Origin of the sequence: Mycobacterium sp. 1164966.3, assembly GCF_001665395.1 — a bacterium.
Lineage (GTDB): Bacteria > Actinomycetota > Actinomycetes > Mycobacteriales > Mycobacteriaceae > Mycobacterium.
In genome coordinates this window covers 149374-164883 of sequence record NZ_LZSG01000062.1, presented here as the reverse complement: position 1 = coordinate 164883, position 15510 = coordinate 149374, and the positions used below count along the sequence as shown (strand labels likewise).

Here is a 15510-nt window from a genome sequence, read left to right as displayed (position 1 = left end):
GTCATCGGCCCCGGAGCTCCCGCAACACCTGCACATCTTCGGCAATGAGCTGATCGATCCGGTCGCTCAATTCCCTTGCGGCCATAGGCTTTGCGCAGCTGAAGTCCGGAACGTAAAGGTATTCGCCGTCGTCGTTCAGGCGCACCCACACGACGGCGTTCTTGCTCCGGTTGAAACCCCAGTCCCGCGCCGGTTGCCAGTCGCTTTGCACCCTGGCGAGCACCGTCACGTCGGCGCTACGCACGCTGACCTCGGCCGGTGCGGCCGGCGATTTCCGGACGCTGACAAGTTCGTCGGTGGGCTGGGCGCTGTGTCGTTGCCGGTATTCAGGAATCACGATCGCCGGATGCTTGCCCGGCCCGCTCAACTCGACTGTCCCCGCAATTGCCGCTCCCAAGTCATAGGGTGACAGAGTCAACACCTCGACCACGTCGTCGGGTTTTTGTATCGCCAGAAAGCCCGATTGGTCCAACCGGTGGGCGACCATTCGCAGACCCGCTGAATTCGAGTCGGCATATTGCATGCTACATTCAACCCGCAGATCAGCATCTAGGTAGGATGAGAACCACTTCTTGAATACGCGTAAGTCCCCGTGGTTGTAGCGATCGGGGACCGATCTTGCATAAGCGTCGTACTCGTCATAGTTCGCGAATGGGTCAGTCCGCATCTGCATAAATGGGTACGGCATGAAGGCCCGGCCGTAATACTCGCTGATGATCTTCAAATCCAACAGCTCGATATTTCCGACCCGGCTCAGGCCGACCACGCGGTTCACGGTTGTCGCAGACTAAGCGGGAGATCCCGGGTTGGCCGCGGCGGTCTCTTGTGGTCCGCCGCCTACGACCGGGACGACGGCGTCGGCTTCGCCGATGACGTCCTGGCCATGCTTGGTGTGACGCAGCGCCTTGCCGGCCCGGTGCTCCCTGCCGGCTTTGCCGCCCTGATGGCCTGCGGCGGGTGCACCCGCGACAGGGGCTCCACTGCCTCCGCTGATGCCCGCGCGGGACGCCGGCACCGCCGCGGCGGCCGCGGTTTTGGTCACCGGTGTCAACTGGGCAGCCGGCTTGCCCAGCGACGGCCCGCGCGTTGCTGCTCCGCCGCCGCCTCGAGCGCCGCCCGAGCCCCCGGCCTTGGCCACCCGATTGAGGCGGTTGGCGATCGGCGTCGCCATACCTCCGGGTAGTCCCGCCGGATGCTGCTGCCCGCCCTTCGATGCTTGGTTCAGCGCCTGGTTGGCGGCGTTGGCACCCTGACCGGCCGTGTTGCCGGCGCCGTTGGCGGCGTCGCCGGCGCCCTGCGGTGAAACCGCGGGCATCGACGGCATACCTCGGCCGTTCGCTCCCGCATCGGGGTCACCCGGACCCGCCAGCCCGTTGGGGGAGGGTATTTCCGGAGCGCCCAAGCCGCCGTTTTTCATCCCGCCAGGCCCCCCGGGTCCGCCCGCACCGCGGGGGACGCCGAGGCCAGGTGGCCCCGCGCCCGGAACTCCTACCGTCGGATGCGACGTGCCGATGTCGGGATGCTTTTGATTGATGCTTTCGATCGACGGATTGTAAAGCGTCCTGATCACATCTTGTGCGTAAAGGTTGAGCAGGTTCTCTGTATCTTTTTGAGTTCCGGGAGTATCGCCTTCTGCGCGATTCAACACGTGCTCGTTGTATGTCTTTTCTTGCGCGAGGATCATGCTTCGGGTTGCGGTGATGGTGTGGCCGAAAGCCTCCATCATGATGCCCATGGAGTGTGCGGCAAGGGCGAGTTCGTCGAGCTTGCCGAGGGATTCCTTCGCCTTGTTCACGATCGCCGTGGCGGTTGCGCCCCGCCAGTTGTCGGGGGCGTCCGATTTCAGACTTTGGTCAAGCCAGTTGAAGAATTCCTGCCGGGCATTGGCGATGCTGTTGTGTATGTCGTCCCAATCGTGTGCGTGTCCGTCTAGATTTTCGGCGGCGGGTTTCATCGCGGCCAGGGCCGTCGCATAAGAATTGACCCATTCGCCGGACACGGGTTGGCGCTTTTGAGTTCGCAACTCCGTGCCATTCAACGATTGCGGGTGGTCCAGCTCGGGCAGCCGGGTGCCTCCGAAACCGTTTCCCTGGTTGAACGGAAATGGAAGAGGCGGACCTCCGGGCTGCGGCGCGAAAAGTGGGGGCGGCTCGAATGGCACGGAGCCCGGCGGGGTCGCCGGAAACGGCCCAGCGGCGGGCGGCGCCGGGGGTAGTACCAGTCCTGCGATGTCGACGTAGCCCGGGTCGCCCGGTTGAGGTGGGTCGGGTGACAACGGCCCCTCCTTTAGTCCTGACTCGTCGGAAGTCGTTAACGGGGCTGGTCCGCCGCCTGAATATGGTGGCCGGCGGCCTGCACCGCGTCCGCAAAAGCGGAAAGGAACCCGAGGTAGCCGTTGATGAGGCCCTCGACGTCCTTGATATCGGCGCTCAGATTCGCCTTGGTCTGAATCGCGGATGTGAAAAGTCCGACTGGCCACCCGTCCACGCCGTGAATCTTCGCCAGGCTGTCGCGCAAAACTACCGCGAGGCTATTGATCTGTCCGACATACTCTGCTTGCTTCCCCTCGGAAAACTGGAGATTCTCCGGGTTCGCCTGGTGTTGCCGCATGTAGCTCGTGATCTGGTCGAGCGCATCGTTCGTCATATCGTTCCTTGCAGGTCATTTCTCGTGCTCGAACTTCGGGGCGTATTCGCCGACGTCGCGAGACTGAAGAGCCCGGACTCACCGACTCTGGCGAGCCCGGGCCTCAGCCTGGTCGATCGACATCAACCGAGGATGTTTGCTGCCTGGCTGTTATCGAGGTCCTGCACCAGCTGGTTCTGGTCGACGGCCCGAACCTGGGTGGCATGCAGATCCTGGATGATCTCGTCCATCTCTTGCGAGAACCTGACCCGAAGGCCGTTGATCTCTTCGGGCGCGTGCCCGGTGTAGGGACCCGACGTCAGGGCGTTGAAAAGGCCGTCGATCTCGGTCCGCATCTGTTCGGCGTCCGCAGTGATGCTCCTGATCGCATCCAGCGTGCTGTAGTTGGCTTCGAAATTGTATTTGATGCCGTAGGTCATGAGTTTTGTACCTGACTTTCTAGCCGTCGACGTTCCGGTGGGCCTGAATGAATTGCATGGAGCTTTGCGCGAGGCGATCGGTCTGCGCTTGGATCTGGCGCATGTGGTCGAGGTGCTCGGCCATCCGGGCGTGGAATGACTGCGCTTGCTGACCGTGCCAATTCAACTGCACCATTTGGTCGACTTCGTCTTCCATCTTGGCGAGCAGCCGATCTGTGGTCTGCAGATGATCGTTGATGTTCTTGACATGAGGATCGGCATCTTCAGTGAGTTCAAATTGCCCTGCTGCCATTGTTTCTCCTTTGTCGTGTGTCCGTGCTTGCCGGACACGGTGGTCTTATTTCTGTCGGATACCGTGCTATGCCAATGTCGCCTCCCACCGGTCCGGCGACAATTCGACAAGTTGATTGATTGCCTGCCCGATCGCGTGGTCGGAACCGGGCTTCAGGGTGGTCCACAGTTGTCCGCTCGGTGAGGCAGTTGGCGCCCCGACAATGCGGCCCCGTTTGGTGTAGAACACCCCTACCGCGGCCGGCCGGCGCGAGATGCGGTCCTGATCGCTGCACAGGGCGTAGTAGACGATTTCGGCGAACGCCACCCGCGACGCGAGCGCCGAACCCAGCACCATCGCGGCCCGCGGTTCGGCTCCCAGGGCCCGCACGCGATCGGCCAGCTGAGCCGGGTCGTGGGTGCCGATCAGATTCCGGCTCACCATTTCCGTCGGTGCGCCGGCCGGAGATATCTGCGCTGCCTCGGCCCGGGGCAACTCACCGACCAGCGCTTGGGCGGCCCACCCGAGGTCCAAGGAACCGTCCGCTGCCCGCAGCACGATCTGGTTGCCGACACGTCGCGCCACCACGCCGCATCCGCCGCACCGGACGACACATATCCGCGCGATGCCGTCGGGCGTGACGAGACGCACCGCCAGCTCCCGCTCTGGCCGGCGCAGTGCCCGCAGAATCGGCAACAAATCCGGCTCGATCGCCCCGTCAGTGATCAGGCCTCGCGCAACGAGACTGCGGGTTGCCGCGTCGAATGCCGCGTCGAGTGCGTCGACGGTTTCGTGCCGGGGCCGCACGCCCAGGACGGTCGGAAAGCCCTGGACACCTATCCGCGACCCGATGACCTGTAGCTCGTCGTCGGACAGGGTGAAACCGGGGAGCATGGCGGTCGTCATATGGCCAGCTCCTGATCGGCGCCGATGACCGCTGGGGAGACCCATCGATCGGAGACCTGCTGCAACGTCCGCTCCGGCTCCTCGGCGAAGCCCTCCACGGGCTGTGGTTCGGGCGCGGCGAGCTGATCGAAGATCGCGGTGTTGGGACCCCAGCTGACGTGGGAGACGGTGAATGGCGCATCGCTTTGCTGGGCCGCCGGCAACCAGGAGTGGTCGCCGTCCGACAGGCTCGCGCCCGGTTCGCCGCCGCCTTCCAGCAGTTCCGCCTCCCGGAACGACTCGTACGACCGGCCGCCCTCGTCACGCCGGTGCCCGGCCATCGGCGCGTAGCCCGCGCCCCCGCGGCCCATCCCGCCGTTGCCGGACCCATTGCTCGAAAAGCTGGTCTTCTTCAGCGGTTTCGCGTCGGCGCTGCCCTTGACGGGCGTGGCCATCATGGGCGACAACTGTCGGGGCGCCGCGCCGCCGGCGCCGCCCCCGCCGCCGTGCGAACCGCCGCCGGACTTCCCGTCCTTCTCGGCTTTGAGGGCGGCGCCGTTGACGACCTGCGGGGGCAGTGGCTGGTCCCAGGGTTGGGCCAGTTCGGTGACGGCGTCCTCGTAGCGGCTCATCACCGCCGCGGCGTCGGCCTGTTGGGCCGAGGCCGCCTCGTCGAACTCGGCGAAGCTGCCCTGCAGGACGGCACCGTTGTAGGCCGACAGGGACGCCATCATGTCCTGGGCCGCCTTGGCTTCGACGGCTTCCGCGACGCTCGGCATCGACAGGATGGCGACGGTATTGGCGACGGCGGCTTCCTCGGCCCGCCGTCCATTTGCTGCGGCACTCAAACTAGCGGCCTGTAGCCACTTTCCGAATGTTTCGAGTTTGCGGACGACAGCTTCAGAAGCGTTGCTCTCCCACGAGCTCCGGATGCTTTCGATGATTCGGTCGTAGTCGGCCGAGATCTTTGCGAACTCGTTCGCGACGCGAATCCACGCCGCGCCGGCTTCACCGACCGAGGAGGGTCCGGGGCCTTCGGTCAGGTCGCGCGCCAGCTGTTCAGTGCTGCGCGATTCCCACACGACATTGGTGAATCCCATGCCTTGGCCCCCCCTTTCGATGTCTTGTTCTTCGATGCCCCGGTCGCCAGGAGCGACGGGCTGGTCAGTCCGCGAGGTCCGCTTCGGCGATCCGCCCCGCGTGCGAGCGCAGCGTTGCGGATACCTCATGCATCTCGTTGGAACCCTGGTCGGAGGCCTTGGTGAACGAGCCGAGCACCTCGTTGAGGGTGTGGGCGACGCGTTGGGAGACTTCGTCGCGACCTGACGCGATGGCGGCGAGGTTGGACGTCTCGGTCTGCACCACGCGCTGCATGCGGTTGGCGAGTTCGTCGAGTTGCCGGGTGACCTCGGTGACCTCGTCGGGACGGATTGACAGGCGGTTGTTGTCGGTCATGTGAGGACTCCTAAATCTGAAGTTTGATATCGGGGCTGTCGTCGGGATCGGAAGCGGTTTCGCCGATGACCGGTGGGCTGGCGTTGCCGAGGTCTCCGACGATCTCGCCGCCCTGGTCCGTCGTGTGCAGGAACGATGCGGACGTATGGCTTCCGCTCGCACCCGCTTTCCCGCCGTGAGCGCCGTAGCCGGCGCCGGGAGCCATCATGCCCGCGCCGCTCATCCCGGCACCGCCAACGGCCGGCCGTGCGACGACCGATCGTCCCAAGGTGGCGGCGTTGTTCTCGTTTTGCACCATCGGCGAGGACGGCGTCGTCCGGGCCGGGGTGGTCGCGACCGGCCCACCGCCACCGCCGGCGTGTCCGCCGCCGGTGGGATGTGTCGCACTCACCATCCGGGCCGGATGACCAAGCGCCGCAGCCGGTGACGTGGCGCCCGTGCCTGGCGCTTGGCCGACGCTGGAGATCAGGCCGGTGCCGGCTTGCAGGCCGGCCTGCAGGGCCTGAGTGCCTGCCTGGACGCCCATGGTCAGCGGCATTGCGCCCATGGATAGCGCGGGCCCGATCATGCTCATCCCCACCGACAGCATCGGGCCGACCATCCCCATTGCCATCTCGGGTCCCTGGGCGATCGCGAGCGGGGCGCCGGTGGCGCTGGTCGCCGCGGCCTGGGTGGTCAGCGTGCTCTCCAGTTCGGTGATGCATTCGGTGGCCAGGGCGGTGGCCCGGGACGCCGACTCGACCATGTTGGGCGCGGTCCAGGGCAGCCCGGCGGAAAGGGCCTCGAGCTCGTGCTGACACTGCGTGAGGATCTCGATCAATCGGGCGTGACCCTGCTCGACGTTCGCGGCCGCTGCGGTGTAGTGACCCGCCAGCGCGGTGCCCTGCCCGGCGACGGCGGCGCCATTGGCCAGGGTCTCGCCGGTCCTCGCGGCGGCGGCGCCTGCGCCGGCACCCGCCCAGCCCTGGCCACCCATGCCGCCGGCCATCTGGCTCAGCGCTTGCTGAAGCCCACCGGCTGCACTTTGGAAAGCCTGCGATACGCCGCCGAACATTTGGGTCGGGTTCAGGCCCTGGAAAATGCCGGGCCCCAGCGTGCCGAGCATGTCGGTGATGGGCCTGAGCAGCCCGCCGGTGAAGTTGGTGCCCATACCGCCCGCACCCGGTGCGCCGGTTAGGTTCGCGGGTATGCCCTCGCCCGAAAGCCCGGAATAGTCGGGGCCGCCGGTGGGAAGCTGGCCGAGGTTGAACTGGTCGAGGATGTCCTGCACCGGACGGTTCAGCCAGGCTTGCAGGTTGTTTTCCAGCTGGTTGACGACCGGCAGATGATCGAAATCCGGAGGTGTCGTCCCGGCATGACCGGGTAGCCCTGCGTCCGGAGCGGATTCCAGGGAGCCCATCGCGCGAGGTCCTAGACTTCGGTGATGGTGTCGACTGCCTCGTGGGCGCCTTCCACGACCGTGGACGCCACTCCGAGTTCCAAGTGCTTGACCGCGGTTTCCATCGCGCTCGTGAAGTTGCTGGCGGCCGTCTCATACAAAGTCGGGATCATGTTCGTCACCGCGAGTGGCCCATAGGTCATCGACCACCCGGCCAGCTGGCCGCTGGTGAGCCCACTGTATGAGCCGGTGATCAGGGCGTGCGCGCCCGTTTGGGCGCCGTTGAACGCGTGCATGAACTCGGGCTGCATTGCGAAAGTCATTGTTGCTCTTCCCCCAGGTTTTCCACTGACCCGCAGCTAGTGCTGGTGGTTCAACCGTAAGCGCGCCCCCCAGCAATAAACTGCACGAGTTTAACCAGACTTCCGCAACCGCCGCGATTCATCCGCGGGCGCGTTCTTCGGCGCACTCGCGGCGATACTCCGGCTCGACGATCGTGCCGTCCGAGCGGACCAGCGGAGCCTTCTGCAGCTCCGCCATGCGTTCGGTGAACTCCTTCAACAAGAAGCTGTAGCGTTCTGCCGCCACCCGGGCCGCGGCCTGCGCCGTATCGACGATCAGTGTGGCCAGGGCGTCGGGATCGAGGCGGGTTGCGGGCGGTCCCAGCCACAAACCGGTCAGCTGGCCTAGCCCGTCGACCTCGGCGCTGACCGCGCGATCGCGGCTGGTCACCCTGGCCGTGATGGTTTTCGACTGCTCGGTCATCGACTGCAGCAGGTCGCGTTGCTTGAGGGCCCGGGCGATCACGGACTGCGCGAGGCTGGTCATACCGACCTCATCCACGTCGCCGGAGGCTCGTCGTCCTCGTCTTCGCCGAACAGCTCCTGCTCGGCGCGGGCCAGGTCATCCTCGGTGGGCAGGCCGAGCTCGCGGATCACCGACGCGGTGTAGCCCTTCTCCACCAGTTCACGGCGATAGGCCACCTGGGCACGCAGCGCGGACAACTGACACAGCGCCAGGATCTCGCCGGCCAACTCCTGCGGCGGCCTGCCGAGTTCACTGCGGTCGATCTTGAGCGCCGTCGGCAATCCACGCTCGGTGGTGACGACGGCGATGGTCCCGGTCCGGGACCGGACGGGAAGCTTTTGCTGTTGTCCTGGCACCCGCGTCACCTCCGCGCGTCGCCGATCCAGCCGGCATTCCGGCCCGGATTTGGCGACGCAATGAAACTCGTCAGATCGGTACAATACTTTCTACCGCTGAGACGTGGGAAAAGGACGTTAGTGCCGCTACGCGGGACGACTGCGACGTCCGTCGGCCGCACCCGGCGGCCGTTTCATGTGTGCGGACCGACTGTCGCCGGCAGCACCGGTGAGGGCATGAGCAGGTAAGGACAGCGAGTAGATGAGTGGCACCAGGGACGCGCAGCGGGTCTTCGATGCCGGTGTGCTGTCCCTGGGAATCCCCATCGACGGGCTGGAGACCGACCGCGACGTGCAGTACGCCGCACTGGCATTCAAACGCGCCACCGAGCACGACCCGCAGATGAGTGACGCCTGGCTGGGACGCGCCGCTGCCGGGGATGTCAGCAGCGAGGTGATCTACAACCTGTGGCGGACCAGCAAGGAGAACCTCAACCGCGAGCAACGTCGGCTCGGGCTGCCGCGGCACGCGCTTTCCGGCCGATTCCAGACCGGGCTGTACCTGGACTACACGCTGAGCACCCTCACCGAGGTCTGGTTGGCATACGTGGCCAGCGTGATCGCAGGCAAGGACTACGACGAGGCCGAGCGGGTGCTCGACGAGCTGGACACCATGCGCCGGTCGATGCCCGACGGCGACGCCGAGTCGACGGAGATCTGCGCGTACGTCCGGGCGGTGCTGCACTTCACCACCCAGCGCTGGCCGGATGTACTTGCCGCCCTTGCCAATTCGGCGTCTTTCAGTGACGAGTACATAGCGGCCGGCGCGCACCTGATGGTGGGCTCGGCGTGCGCGCAGATGGGATTGTTCGGCGAGGGTATCCGCCGGCTCGACCAGGCGATCGACGGTCCGATCCCGGCCGCGAGCCGGGCCGCGGAATTCTGCAAAGGCCTGACGCTGCGCGAGATGGGCAAGGAACCCGAGGCGCGGGTCATCTTCGAGCGGATCTACAGCGAAGAGCCCGGATTCGAAGCCAATGCGGCGGCGCTGCACGATCCGAAATACCGCCTCATCATCAGCACCAAGGAAGACATCGATTCCCGCACCGACAGGTGGGATCCCAGCACTGCCCGCAGCGCGCGTGACATCGAGGCCGAGGGCATGAACGAACGCAGCAATGAGTACCTGCGTGCGGCCCAGGCGGAGCTGGACCGTCAGATCGGTTTGAGCGACGTGAAGCTGCAGGTGGCGAAGCTGAGGTCAGCCGCCCGACTGGCCAGGGTCCGCGAAGGCAAGGGGCTCAACGCGGCCGCACGCAGCCTGCACCTGGCCTTCACCGGCCCGCCCGGAACCGGAAAGACCACCATCGCCCGCGTCGTCGCCCAGGTCTATTGCGGTCTGGGCCTCTTGAAGACACCTGCGGTGATCGAGGCCAAGCGCAGTGATTTCGTGGGGGAACACCTGGGTAGCACGGCGATCAAGACGTCGGCTCTGATCGACTCGGCCATGGACGGAGTGTTGTTCATCGACGAGGCCTACACGCTGATCCAGTCCGGCCTGGCCGGTGGCGACGCGTTCGGCCGTGAGGCGGTTGACACCCTGCTGGCCCGGATGGAGAACGACCGGGAGCGGCTGGTGGTGATCATCGCCGGGTACGACGCCGAAATTGACCGCTTCCTGGCGGCCAACGAAGGCATGGCTTCCCGGTTCACCAAACGGATCCGATTCGCCTCGTATAGCCCGACGGAACTGGGCGACATCGGCCGGCTGATCGCCAAGACGCGGGACTCCGAGCTGTCCGAGGAGGCGTACGACGAACTGGTGGCTGCTTGTCAGCTCCTGTACGACAGCGAGTCGGTCGACGACTCCGGTCAGTTGCGCCGCGATATCGACCTGGTCGGCAACGGACGGTTTGTCCGCAACGTGATCGAGACGGCCGAAGAGGAGCGGGAGTATCGGCTGAGCGAACGACAGGACATCAGCGTCGAGGACCTCGACGAAACCGAGTTGATGCGCATCGAAATCGGCGACATGCGCGCCGCACTGGAAAACGTGCTCGGCATGTCCACCCGCCAGCTGACCTCGAGAACCCGATAGTGAGCCCTTCCGACGCCCCCAAGACCGCATCTGCTTTCAAGCCGAGCACCGAAGCGGACACCATCCCGATCCCGGTGGCGCAGATTCAGGCCAAGCTTGCGCAGGAGGACCAGGAATCCGTCGCCGACGAGGTGGCACCGGTCGACGAGGTGACGCCGGTTGCCGACGACGCTCCGGGTGCCGACGACGCTCCGGTTGCCGACGCCGCGGCGTCCGAGCCGGTGACTCAGGGCCCGATGTCCGAGGCCACGCGCGTCATGGAGGTCCCGCAACCTCTACCGCCGCGCGACGCAGATCCGGCGCCCGACGCCCCGGTTGCCGACGAGCCGGCGCCCGTGTCTGCGGGGCCGATGTATGAAGGCACGGCCGTCGTGCAGTTGCCGCCGCAGCCGCCGGTGCGGCCGGAACCGCCGCCGCCTCCACCGCCGGCGCGGCCGGCGCCGCCTCCGCCGCCGGCGCGGCCGGCGCCGCCTCCGCCACGGCCGGACCCCAGGTTGCAACCGCACGCCTCCCCGCCGGTCGCCACACCGTTCACGACTGCCAGGCCGAGCACTCCACCTCGGCAACCCGGCGGCCAAGACCCGCGCATGCCGTCGCATACCGACCTCGGCCTGGTGCGCCGCGCCCGGCCGCTCCCACAGAGCGGTTGGCGCAAAGTCGTACACCGTTTCACCGGCATCAACCCGAGGGAATCCGAAGAGGAAAACACCCGCCAGCGTTTGGTGGCGCGGGTAACGCAGCCGGTGCGCGGCGACTACAGCATCGCCGTGTTGTCGATGAAGGGCGGCGTCGGCAAGACCACCACGACCGTCGGTTTGGGCTCGACTTTCGCGGCTGTGCGCGGCGATCGTGTCATCGCGGTCGACGCCAACCCCGACTTCGGCACCTTGGCTCAGCGGGGGCCCGATCAAAGCCGGTCCACCGTGCGGGATCTGCTGTTGGACGACAACATCTTTCGTTACTCCGACATCCGCAGGCACACCTCGCAGAGCACGAGCCGGCTGGAGATTCTGGCCTCTGAGCGCGATCCGGCGACCTCGGAGGCGTTCTCCGACGCCGACTACCGGGTGGTGATCCGGCTGCTGCAGCGGTTCTACAACCTGATCCTCACCGATTGCGGCACCGGGCTGGTGCACTCGGCGATGGAAAGCGTGCTGGACGAGGCCGACGCCATCGTCCTGGTTGCCTCGCCCGCCATCGATGCGGCCCGCAGCGCGCTGGCGACGCTGGACTGGCTGGAACATCACGGACGCGGGCATCTGGTGCCCAACGCGACCGTCGTGATCAGCGCCTCCCGACCCGGGAAATCGTCGGTGGATCTCGACAGGCTGGCCGCGCAGTTCATGAGCCGCATCCGCGCGGTTCACGTCATCCCGTTCGACGACCATCTGGCCCAGGGGTCGGAGATCGTGTTGGATCTGATGGCCGGCCGAACCCGCCAGGCATTCCTGGAGCTGGCCGCGTCGATCGCGGACGGATTCGCGAATACCAAACGTGCAGAACGTACCTCGCGCGGCTAAATCTCCGAATTCAGCAGAGGCATACACGACTCACGAATTCGATATCGCGGGTGATACTAGATTTCGAACTCCACTAATGGTCGCCGCGGCGGGACAGCTGAGACTCAGCCTTCCCGCGCTGCGATCATCGCCGAGCGATTGACCTTGGTCGCGGCGGTACGCGGAATCTTGTCGACGAATTCGACCGTCTTCGGAACTTTATACGGCGCGAGCCGGCCCTTGGCGTACTCGATCACCTGTTGCTCGGTCAGCGAGCCCAAAGAGCCGACAGCCTGCACCACCGCGTGGACCCGCCGGCCCCACCGTGGATCGGAGAGCCCGATGACGACGACGTCGGCGATATCGGGATGCCCGGACAACGCGGATTCCACTTCTGCCGGAAAGACATTCGCGCCACCGGTGATGATCATGTCGGCTCGTCGGTCGGTGATGTAGAGGAAGCCGTCTTCGTCCAGGTGGCCGATGTCGCCGGCGGAACGGAACCCGTCCTCGGTCGACGGCAGCGGCGGCGCCCCACCCAGATAGCGGTATCCGGCGCTCATTGGCGCGCGCAGGTACACGTCGCCGTCCTGGCCAGGGCCCAGCGGGTTCTTGTCGGCGTCCAGGATCCGGACTTCGGTGTCCCGGAAGCCGCGACCGACGCTGCCCGGATGGGTCAGCCACTCGTCGCCGCGCAGTGCGGTGAGCCCGAGATTCTCGGTCATGCCGTAGGCTGTCACGATCTGTTCGGGACTGAGCAGCTCGAACCAGGTGCGCAGCAACGACGGCGGCATCACGGCCGCGCCCTGCAGGATGAAGACGATGCTGGACAGGTCGCGTCGCCGGATGTCGGGCAGGGCGGCCACGCGTGCCAGCATCGTCGGCGTGGCCGTGAAGTTGGTGATCCGGTAGCGCTCGATCGTGTCCACAAACAGTGCGGCGTCGAACTTTTCGAGTATCACGAGGTGGTCGCCACCCAACAGCATGAGGAAGGTGGCGAAGCCGTTGGTGTGATACATCGGCGCGGGCACCATGATCGTCTGCGGCTTGGGCACCGGCGTCCAGTTCGACAGGAAGGGCTCGCCCTGCTGCGGTATCCACAATGACGGCGCCAGGTTGAGAATCACTTTGGGGACGCCAGTGGAACCGCTGCTGCAAATCCCATTGGCGGTCGGGGAAATGGCTGTGGGCAAAGCGGTTTCGGGCTCCGCGGCCGCCAGCGCATCCAGTTCCCATCGGCTCTGGTCGTCGACCATCACGGCGGGATCGATAACCGCGCGCACCCGGTCGCGTTCCCACTGCGGCAGGTCCCAGTGCATGGGAATCGGCACCGCGCCGATCTTCCAGCACCCCAGGGTCGCCAGCACCAGGTGCACCGAGTTCGGGATCGCAATGGCGACAAGCGAACCCGTTTCGGCGCCGCGGGCGGCCAACGCTCGTCCCCACTGATTGGCGCGGGCGTCGAGTTCGCCGAACGTCAGCTCCTGGGCGTGGCCATTCAGCGCGACGACGGTGACCGCCGGCTTGTCGCCCTGCTGCTCGGCGAGCTCCTGCAGTTTGGCGCCGAAGGGGATGCCGTCTTCTAGCGGATTGGACGTCACCGAGGCCGCTACCGAGTGAGTGCTCATACCGCTACCGGCCCACTGAACAGCGTCTCCAGATACCCGTCGCGGACGTCGGGTATCAGGCGCATGCTGAGTGCCTCGGCGCTCAGCGGCAACCGGATCAGCGGTTGGGTGTGCCGGTCGAGCACGCTGACGTCGGACTCGTCGCAGAATCCGAGCGCACCCAGCAATTGATGAGCGGTGCGCAGGACCTGCCGCGCGGTGTCGGCCGCCTTGAGGCGAAGCACCAGAGCGTCGGCCGTACGAACTTGCTCCGCCGTCGAATCCGGTCGGCTGACGGTGTATTTGGCGAGTTCGTAAAGCCCGCGCACCGCCACGGAAGCATCCGCCACTGCGAACCTGACGGCCTGGAAATCCGCCAGCGGCTTACCGAACTGAACTCTCGCCCGCACGTGTTCGGTCGCGATGTCCAGCGATCGCTGCACCGCTCCCAACATCCGCCATGACCCCAGCACCAGATGAAGGTTAACGTCGGCGACGGGCACGCTGCCGACGGGGCCGCTCAAGGTCGCCGGCACCAGGAACGGCCCGAGTTTGGCGGTGGTCCTCGACCCCGGCTGCGGGTGATACCGGTTGCCGTCGAGGTCGGCGGCCACCCAGTCACCTGGCAGATCGCCGTGATCGATGCGTGGCGCCTCGGGATTCACCAAAGCCAGTCGAGCGCCGTCAACGCTCAACAGCTCCTCGACAAGCGGATAGGGCAGCGCGGTCGCGCCGGCGGCACGGCACAGCACGGCCGCGGCCAGCAGGTCGTCCGACCCCGACCGCACGTCGAGTTCGAACGCGCCCAGCTCGCTCAGGGCCTCGCGTGCGGCGAGCCGAACACCGTTATCGGTCTCGGCACGCAGCGCGGCTTGCGGGCCGCCCAACCGCGCCAGCCGCTTGGCGGCGACCGCGTCGAAGTCGGCGATATCTTGCGGCAGTTCGGTTTTCACCGGTGCTCTCCCAACACGTCGCGCGCCACCAGCATGCGCTGCACCTCGATGGTTCCCGACGCCACGGTCGCCGCCTGCGCGTAGCGCCAGTGGTCGTCGACCGCGCCGTGCAGCGCGGCCGAGGCCCCGCTGTCCAGCGCGGTGGGCCCCAGCGCGTCGAACAGCAACTCGGCGACCTGCTGATCGCAGATGGTGGTGGCGATGCGGGCGGCACTGGCCGCCGCCCCCGCCGCCGGGTCGTCCTGCAGCGACACCGCCCGATAGGCCATCAGCCTGGCTACCCGCAGGTCGACCAGCGCCCGAACCCAGCGGGCGCGAATGGTTTCCGGCAGCTTGTCCCAGTCAGCACCGAGTAGCTCCTGCATCCGGTGCAGTAGCGACTCGCATCGCGCGTAGCGTGCGATGCCGACCCGTTCGAAGGCCAGCGCCTCGCGCATCACCCGCCAGCCGTCGCCCGGCTCGCCCAGCACATCGCCGGGGAATGCCTGCACGCCATCCAGGAACATCTCGTTGAGGTGGTGCGGGCCCAGCATCGACGGGATACCCCGGACGGTGAACCCGGGGCGATCCATCGGAATCAGAAACAGGCTGAGCCGCTTCGACTTCGGCGCATCCGGATGGGTACATGCGGCCAGCACACACCACGAGGCCATCCGGGCGTACGACGTCCACACCTTTTGGCCGGTGATACGCCAACCCGTTCCGTCGGGCCCGTCCGGGACGGCGCGGGTGCGCAACGACGCCAGATCAGTTCCGGCTTCGGGTTCGGAAAATCCTTGGCACCAGATCACTTCGCCGGACGCGATGCCGGACAGGTGCTTGGCCTTCTGCTCAGCGGTTCCGTAACGCATGATTGCCGGGCCCACCCAGTTGATGCCCATGTACTGCGGTCCGCGTGGTTCGTAGTTGGCCCACATCTCCTCGCGCAGCACGGTCTGCTGCCAGATCGAACCGCCGCCGCCGCCATGCTCTTTCGGCCAGGCCAGGGCAAGCAGTCCTTCGGCCGCCAGCAGCTTGCAAAACGATTCGGTGGTGGCCAGGTCGTCCGGATCGTCGGTGCAGGCACCCAGGAAGTCGGCCGGGATGTGGTCGGCGATCAACTGCCGCAGATGCTTTCGCAGATCGGCTGCGTCGTCGCCAAGTTCGTAATCCATCGT

General features: G+C 66.3%; 17 protein-coding genes. 2 read left to right on the top strand and 15 right to left on the bottom strand.

The window, feature by feature from the left end; all coding sequences use genetic code 11:
• Position 1 precedes the first annotated feature (1 nt).
• The 12 genes from A9W99_RS21960 to A9W99_RS21905 form a co-directional block, all read right to left on the bottom strand.
• Positions 2-775 carry a hypothetical protein gene (locus A9W99_RS21960; protein ID WP_067383170.1) on the bottom strand — a complete coding sequence of 258 codons (774 nt, stop codon included), beginning with the start codon at positions 773-775 and terminating at the stop codon, positions 2-4.
• Positions 776-787: 12 nt separating this feature from the next.
• Entirely contained in the window at positions 788-2275 is a 1488-nt protein-coding gene (locus A9W99_RS21955; protein ID WP_156623230.1) for a hypothetical protein, read from the bottom strand.
• Between the two features lie 35 nt (positions 2276-2310).
• The gene (locus A9W99_RS21950; RefSeq protein WP_067383164.1) at positions 2311-2646 is read right to left on the bottom strand and encodes a hypothetical protein; all 336 of its coding nucleotides are present in this window, start codon (positions 2644-2646) and stop codon (positions 2311-2313) included.
• Positions 2647-2768: 122 nt separating this feature from the next.
• Positions 2769-3065, bottom strand: a complete 297-nt coding sequence (locus A9W99_RS21945; protein WP_067383161.1) for a hypothetical protein — start codon at positions 3063-3065, stop codon at positions 2769-2771.
• 19 nt (positions 3066-3084) lie between these two features.
• Positions 3085-3357 carry a WXG100 family type VII secretion target gene (locus A9W99_RS21940; RefSeq protein ID WP_067383157.1) on the bottom strand — a complete coding sequence of 91 codons (273 nt, stop codon included), beginning with the start codon at positions 3355-3357 and terminating at the stop codon, positions 3085-3087.
• Positions 3358-3423: 66 nt separating this feature from the next.
• The gene (locus tag A9W99_RS21935) at positions 3424-4242 is read right to left on the bottom strand and encodes an ESX secretion-associated protein EspG (protein WP_067383154.1); all 819 of its coding nucleotides are present in this window, start codon (positions 4240-4242) and stop codon (positions 3424-3426) included.
• On the bottom strand, positions 4239-5321 hold the full coding sequence (locus A9W99_RS21930) for a PPE domain-containing protein (RefSeq protein ID WP_067383151.1): 1083 nt from the start codon (positions 5319-5321) through the stop codon (positions 4239-4241). Before A9W99_RS21930 ends, A9W99_RS21935 begins: the two co-directional genes overlap by 4 nt.
• A 64-nt stretch (positions 5322-5385) precedes the next feature.
• Positions 5386-5676 carry a PE family protein gene (locus tag A9W99_RS21925; RefSeq protein WP_067383148.1) on the bottom strand — a complete coding sequence of 97 codons (291 nt, stop codon included), beginning with the start codon at positions 5674-5676 and terminating at the stop codon, positions 5386-5388.
• A 10-nt stretch (positions 5677-5686) separates the two neighbouring features.
• On the bottom strand, positions 5687-7075 hold the full coding sequence (locus A9W99_RS21920) for a hypothetical protein (protein WP_253870218.1): 1389 nt from the start codon (positions 7073-7075) through the stop codon (positions 5687-5689).
• 11 nt (positions 7076-7086) lie between these two features.
• A complete protein-coding gene (locus tag A9W99_RS21915; protein WP_156623229.1) occupies positions 7087-7377 on the bottom strand; it encodes a hypothetical protein in 291 nt (96 codons plus the stop codon).
• Positions 7378-7495: 118 nt separating this feature from the next.
• The gene (locus A9W99_RS21910; RefSeq protein ID WP_067383727.1) at positions 7496-7882 is read right to left on the bottom strand and encodes a YbaB/EbfC family nucleoid-associated protein; all 387 of its coding nucleotides are present in this window, start codon (positions 7880-7882) and stop codon (positions 7496-7498) included.
• Entirely contained in the window at positions 7879-8217 is a 339-nt protein-coding gene (locus tag A9W99_RS21905) for a hypothetical protein (protein ID WP_067383724.1), read from the bottom strand. The genes A9W99_RS21910 and A9W99_RS21905 overlap by 4 nt, the downstream gene beginning before the upstream one ends.
• Before the next feature lie 241 nt (positions 8218-8458).
• On the opposite strand from A9W99_RS21905, the gene eccA reads away from it, so the two are divergent.
• Positions 8459-10294 (top strand): type VII secretion AAA-ATPase EccA, encoded by a 1836-nt coding sequence (gene eccA / locus A9W99_RS21900; RefSeq protein ID WP_067383142.1) that lies wholly within the window; start codon positions 8459-8461, stop codon positions 10292-10294.
• Complete coding sequence (locus A9W99_RS21895) at positions 10294-11814, top strand: AAA family ATPase (protein ID WP_067383140.1); 1521 nt, start codon at positions 10294-10296, stop codon at positions 11812-11814. The genes eccA and A9W99_RS21895 overlap by 1 nt, the downstream gene beginning before the upstream one ends.
• A 104-nt stretch (positions 11815-11918) precedes the next feature.
• Here the strand turns inward: A9W99_RS21895 and A9W99_RS21890 are convergent, their stop codons facing one another.
• The 3 genes from A9W99_RS21890 to A9W99_RS21880 are packed head-to-tail and all read right to left on the bottom strand — an operon-like array spanning position 11919 to position 15507.
• Complete coding sequence (locus A9W99_RS21890; protein WP_067383138.1) at positions 11919-13421, bottom strand: class I adenylate-forming enzyme family protein; 1503 nt, start codon at positions 13419-13421, stop codon at positions 11919-11921.
• Entirely contained in the window at positions 13418-14353 is a 936-nt protein-coding gene (locus A9W99_RS21885) for an acyl-CoA dehydrogenase family protein (protein ID WP_067383135.1), read from the bottom strand. The genes A9W99_RS21890 and A9W99_RS21885 overlap by 4 nt, the downstream gene beginning before the upstream one ends.
• A complete protein-coding gene (locus A9W99_RS21880; RefSeq protein ID WP_067383722.1) occupies positions 14350-15507 on the bottom strand; it encodes an acyl-CoA dehydrogenase family protein in 1158 nt (385 codons plus the stop codon). Before A9W99_RS21880 ends, A9W99_RS21885 begins: the two co-directional genes overlap by 4 nt.
• Positions 15508-15510 lie beyond the last annotated feature (3 nt).

Bases quoted from the DNA above. Each gene is read 5' to 3' on its own strand.
- A9W99_RS21950 (WP_067383164.1), bottom strand. From the start codon at position 2,646: ATGACGAACGATGCGCTCGACCAGATCACGAGCTACATGCGGCAACAC.
- A9W99_RS21945 (WP_067383161.1), bottom strand. From the start codon at position 3,065: ATGACCTACGGCATCAAATACAATTTCGAAGCCAACTACAGCACGCTG.
- A9W99_RS21940 (WP_067383157.1), bottom strand. From the start codon at position 3,357: ATGGCAGCAGGGCAATTTGAACTCACTGAAGATGCCGATCCTCATGTC.
- A9W99_RS21935 (WP_067383154.1), bottom strand. From the start codon at position 4,242: ATGACGACCGCCATGCTCCCCGGTTTCACCCTGTCCGACGACGAGCTA.
- A9W99_RS21930 (WP_067383151.1), bottom strand. From the start codon at position 5,321: ATGGGATTCACCAATGTCGTGTGGGAATCGCGCAGCACTGAACAGCTG.
- A9W99_RS21925 (WP_067383148.1), bottom strand. From the start codon at position 5,676: ATGACCGACAACAACCGCCTGTCAATCCGTCCCGACGAGGTCACCGAG.
- A9W99_RS21920 (WP_253870218.1), bottom strand. From the start codon at position 7,075: ATGGGCTCCCTGGAATCCGCTCCGGACGCAGGGCTACCCGGTCATGCC.
- A9W99_RS21915 (WP_156623229.1), bottom strand. From the start codon at position 7,377: ATGACTTTCGCAATGCAGCCCGAGTTCATGCACGCGTTCAACGGCGCC.
- A9W99_RS21910 (WP_067383727.1), bottom strand. From the start codon at position 7,882: ATGACCAGCCTCGCGCAGTCCGTGATCGCCCGGGCCCTCAAGCAACGC.
- eccA (WP_067383142.1), top strand. From the start codon at position 8,459: ATGAGTGGCACCAGGGACGCGCAGCGGGTCTTCGATGCCGGTGTGCTG.
- A9W99_RS21890 (WP_067383138.1), bottom strand. From the start codon at position 13,421: ATGAGCACTCACTCGGTAGCGGCCTCGGTGACGTCCAATCCGCTAGAA.
- A9W99_RS21880 (WP_067383722.1), bottom strand. From the start codon at position 15,507: ATGGATTACGAACTTGGCGACGACGCAGCCGATCTGCGAAAGCATCTG.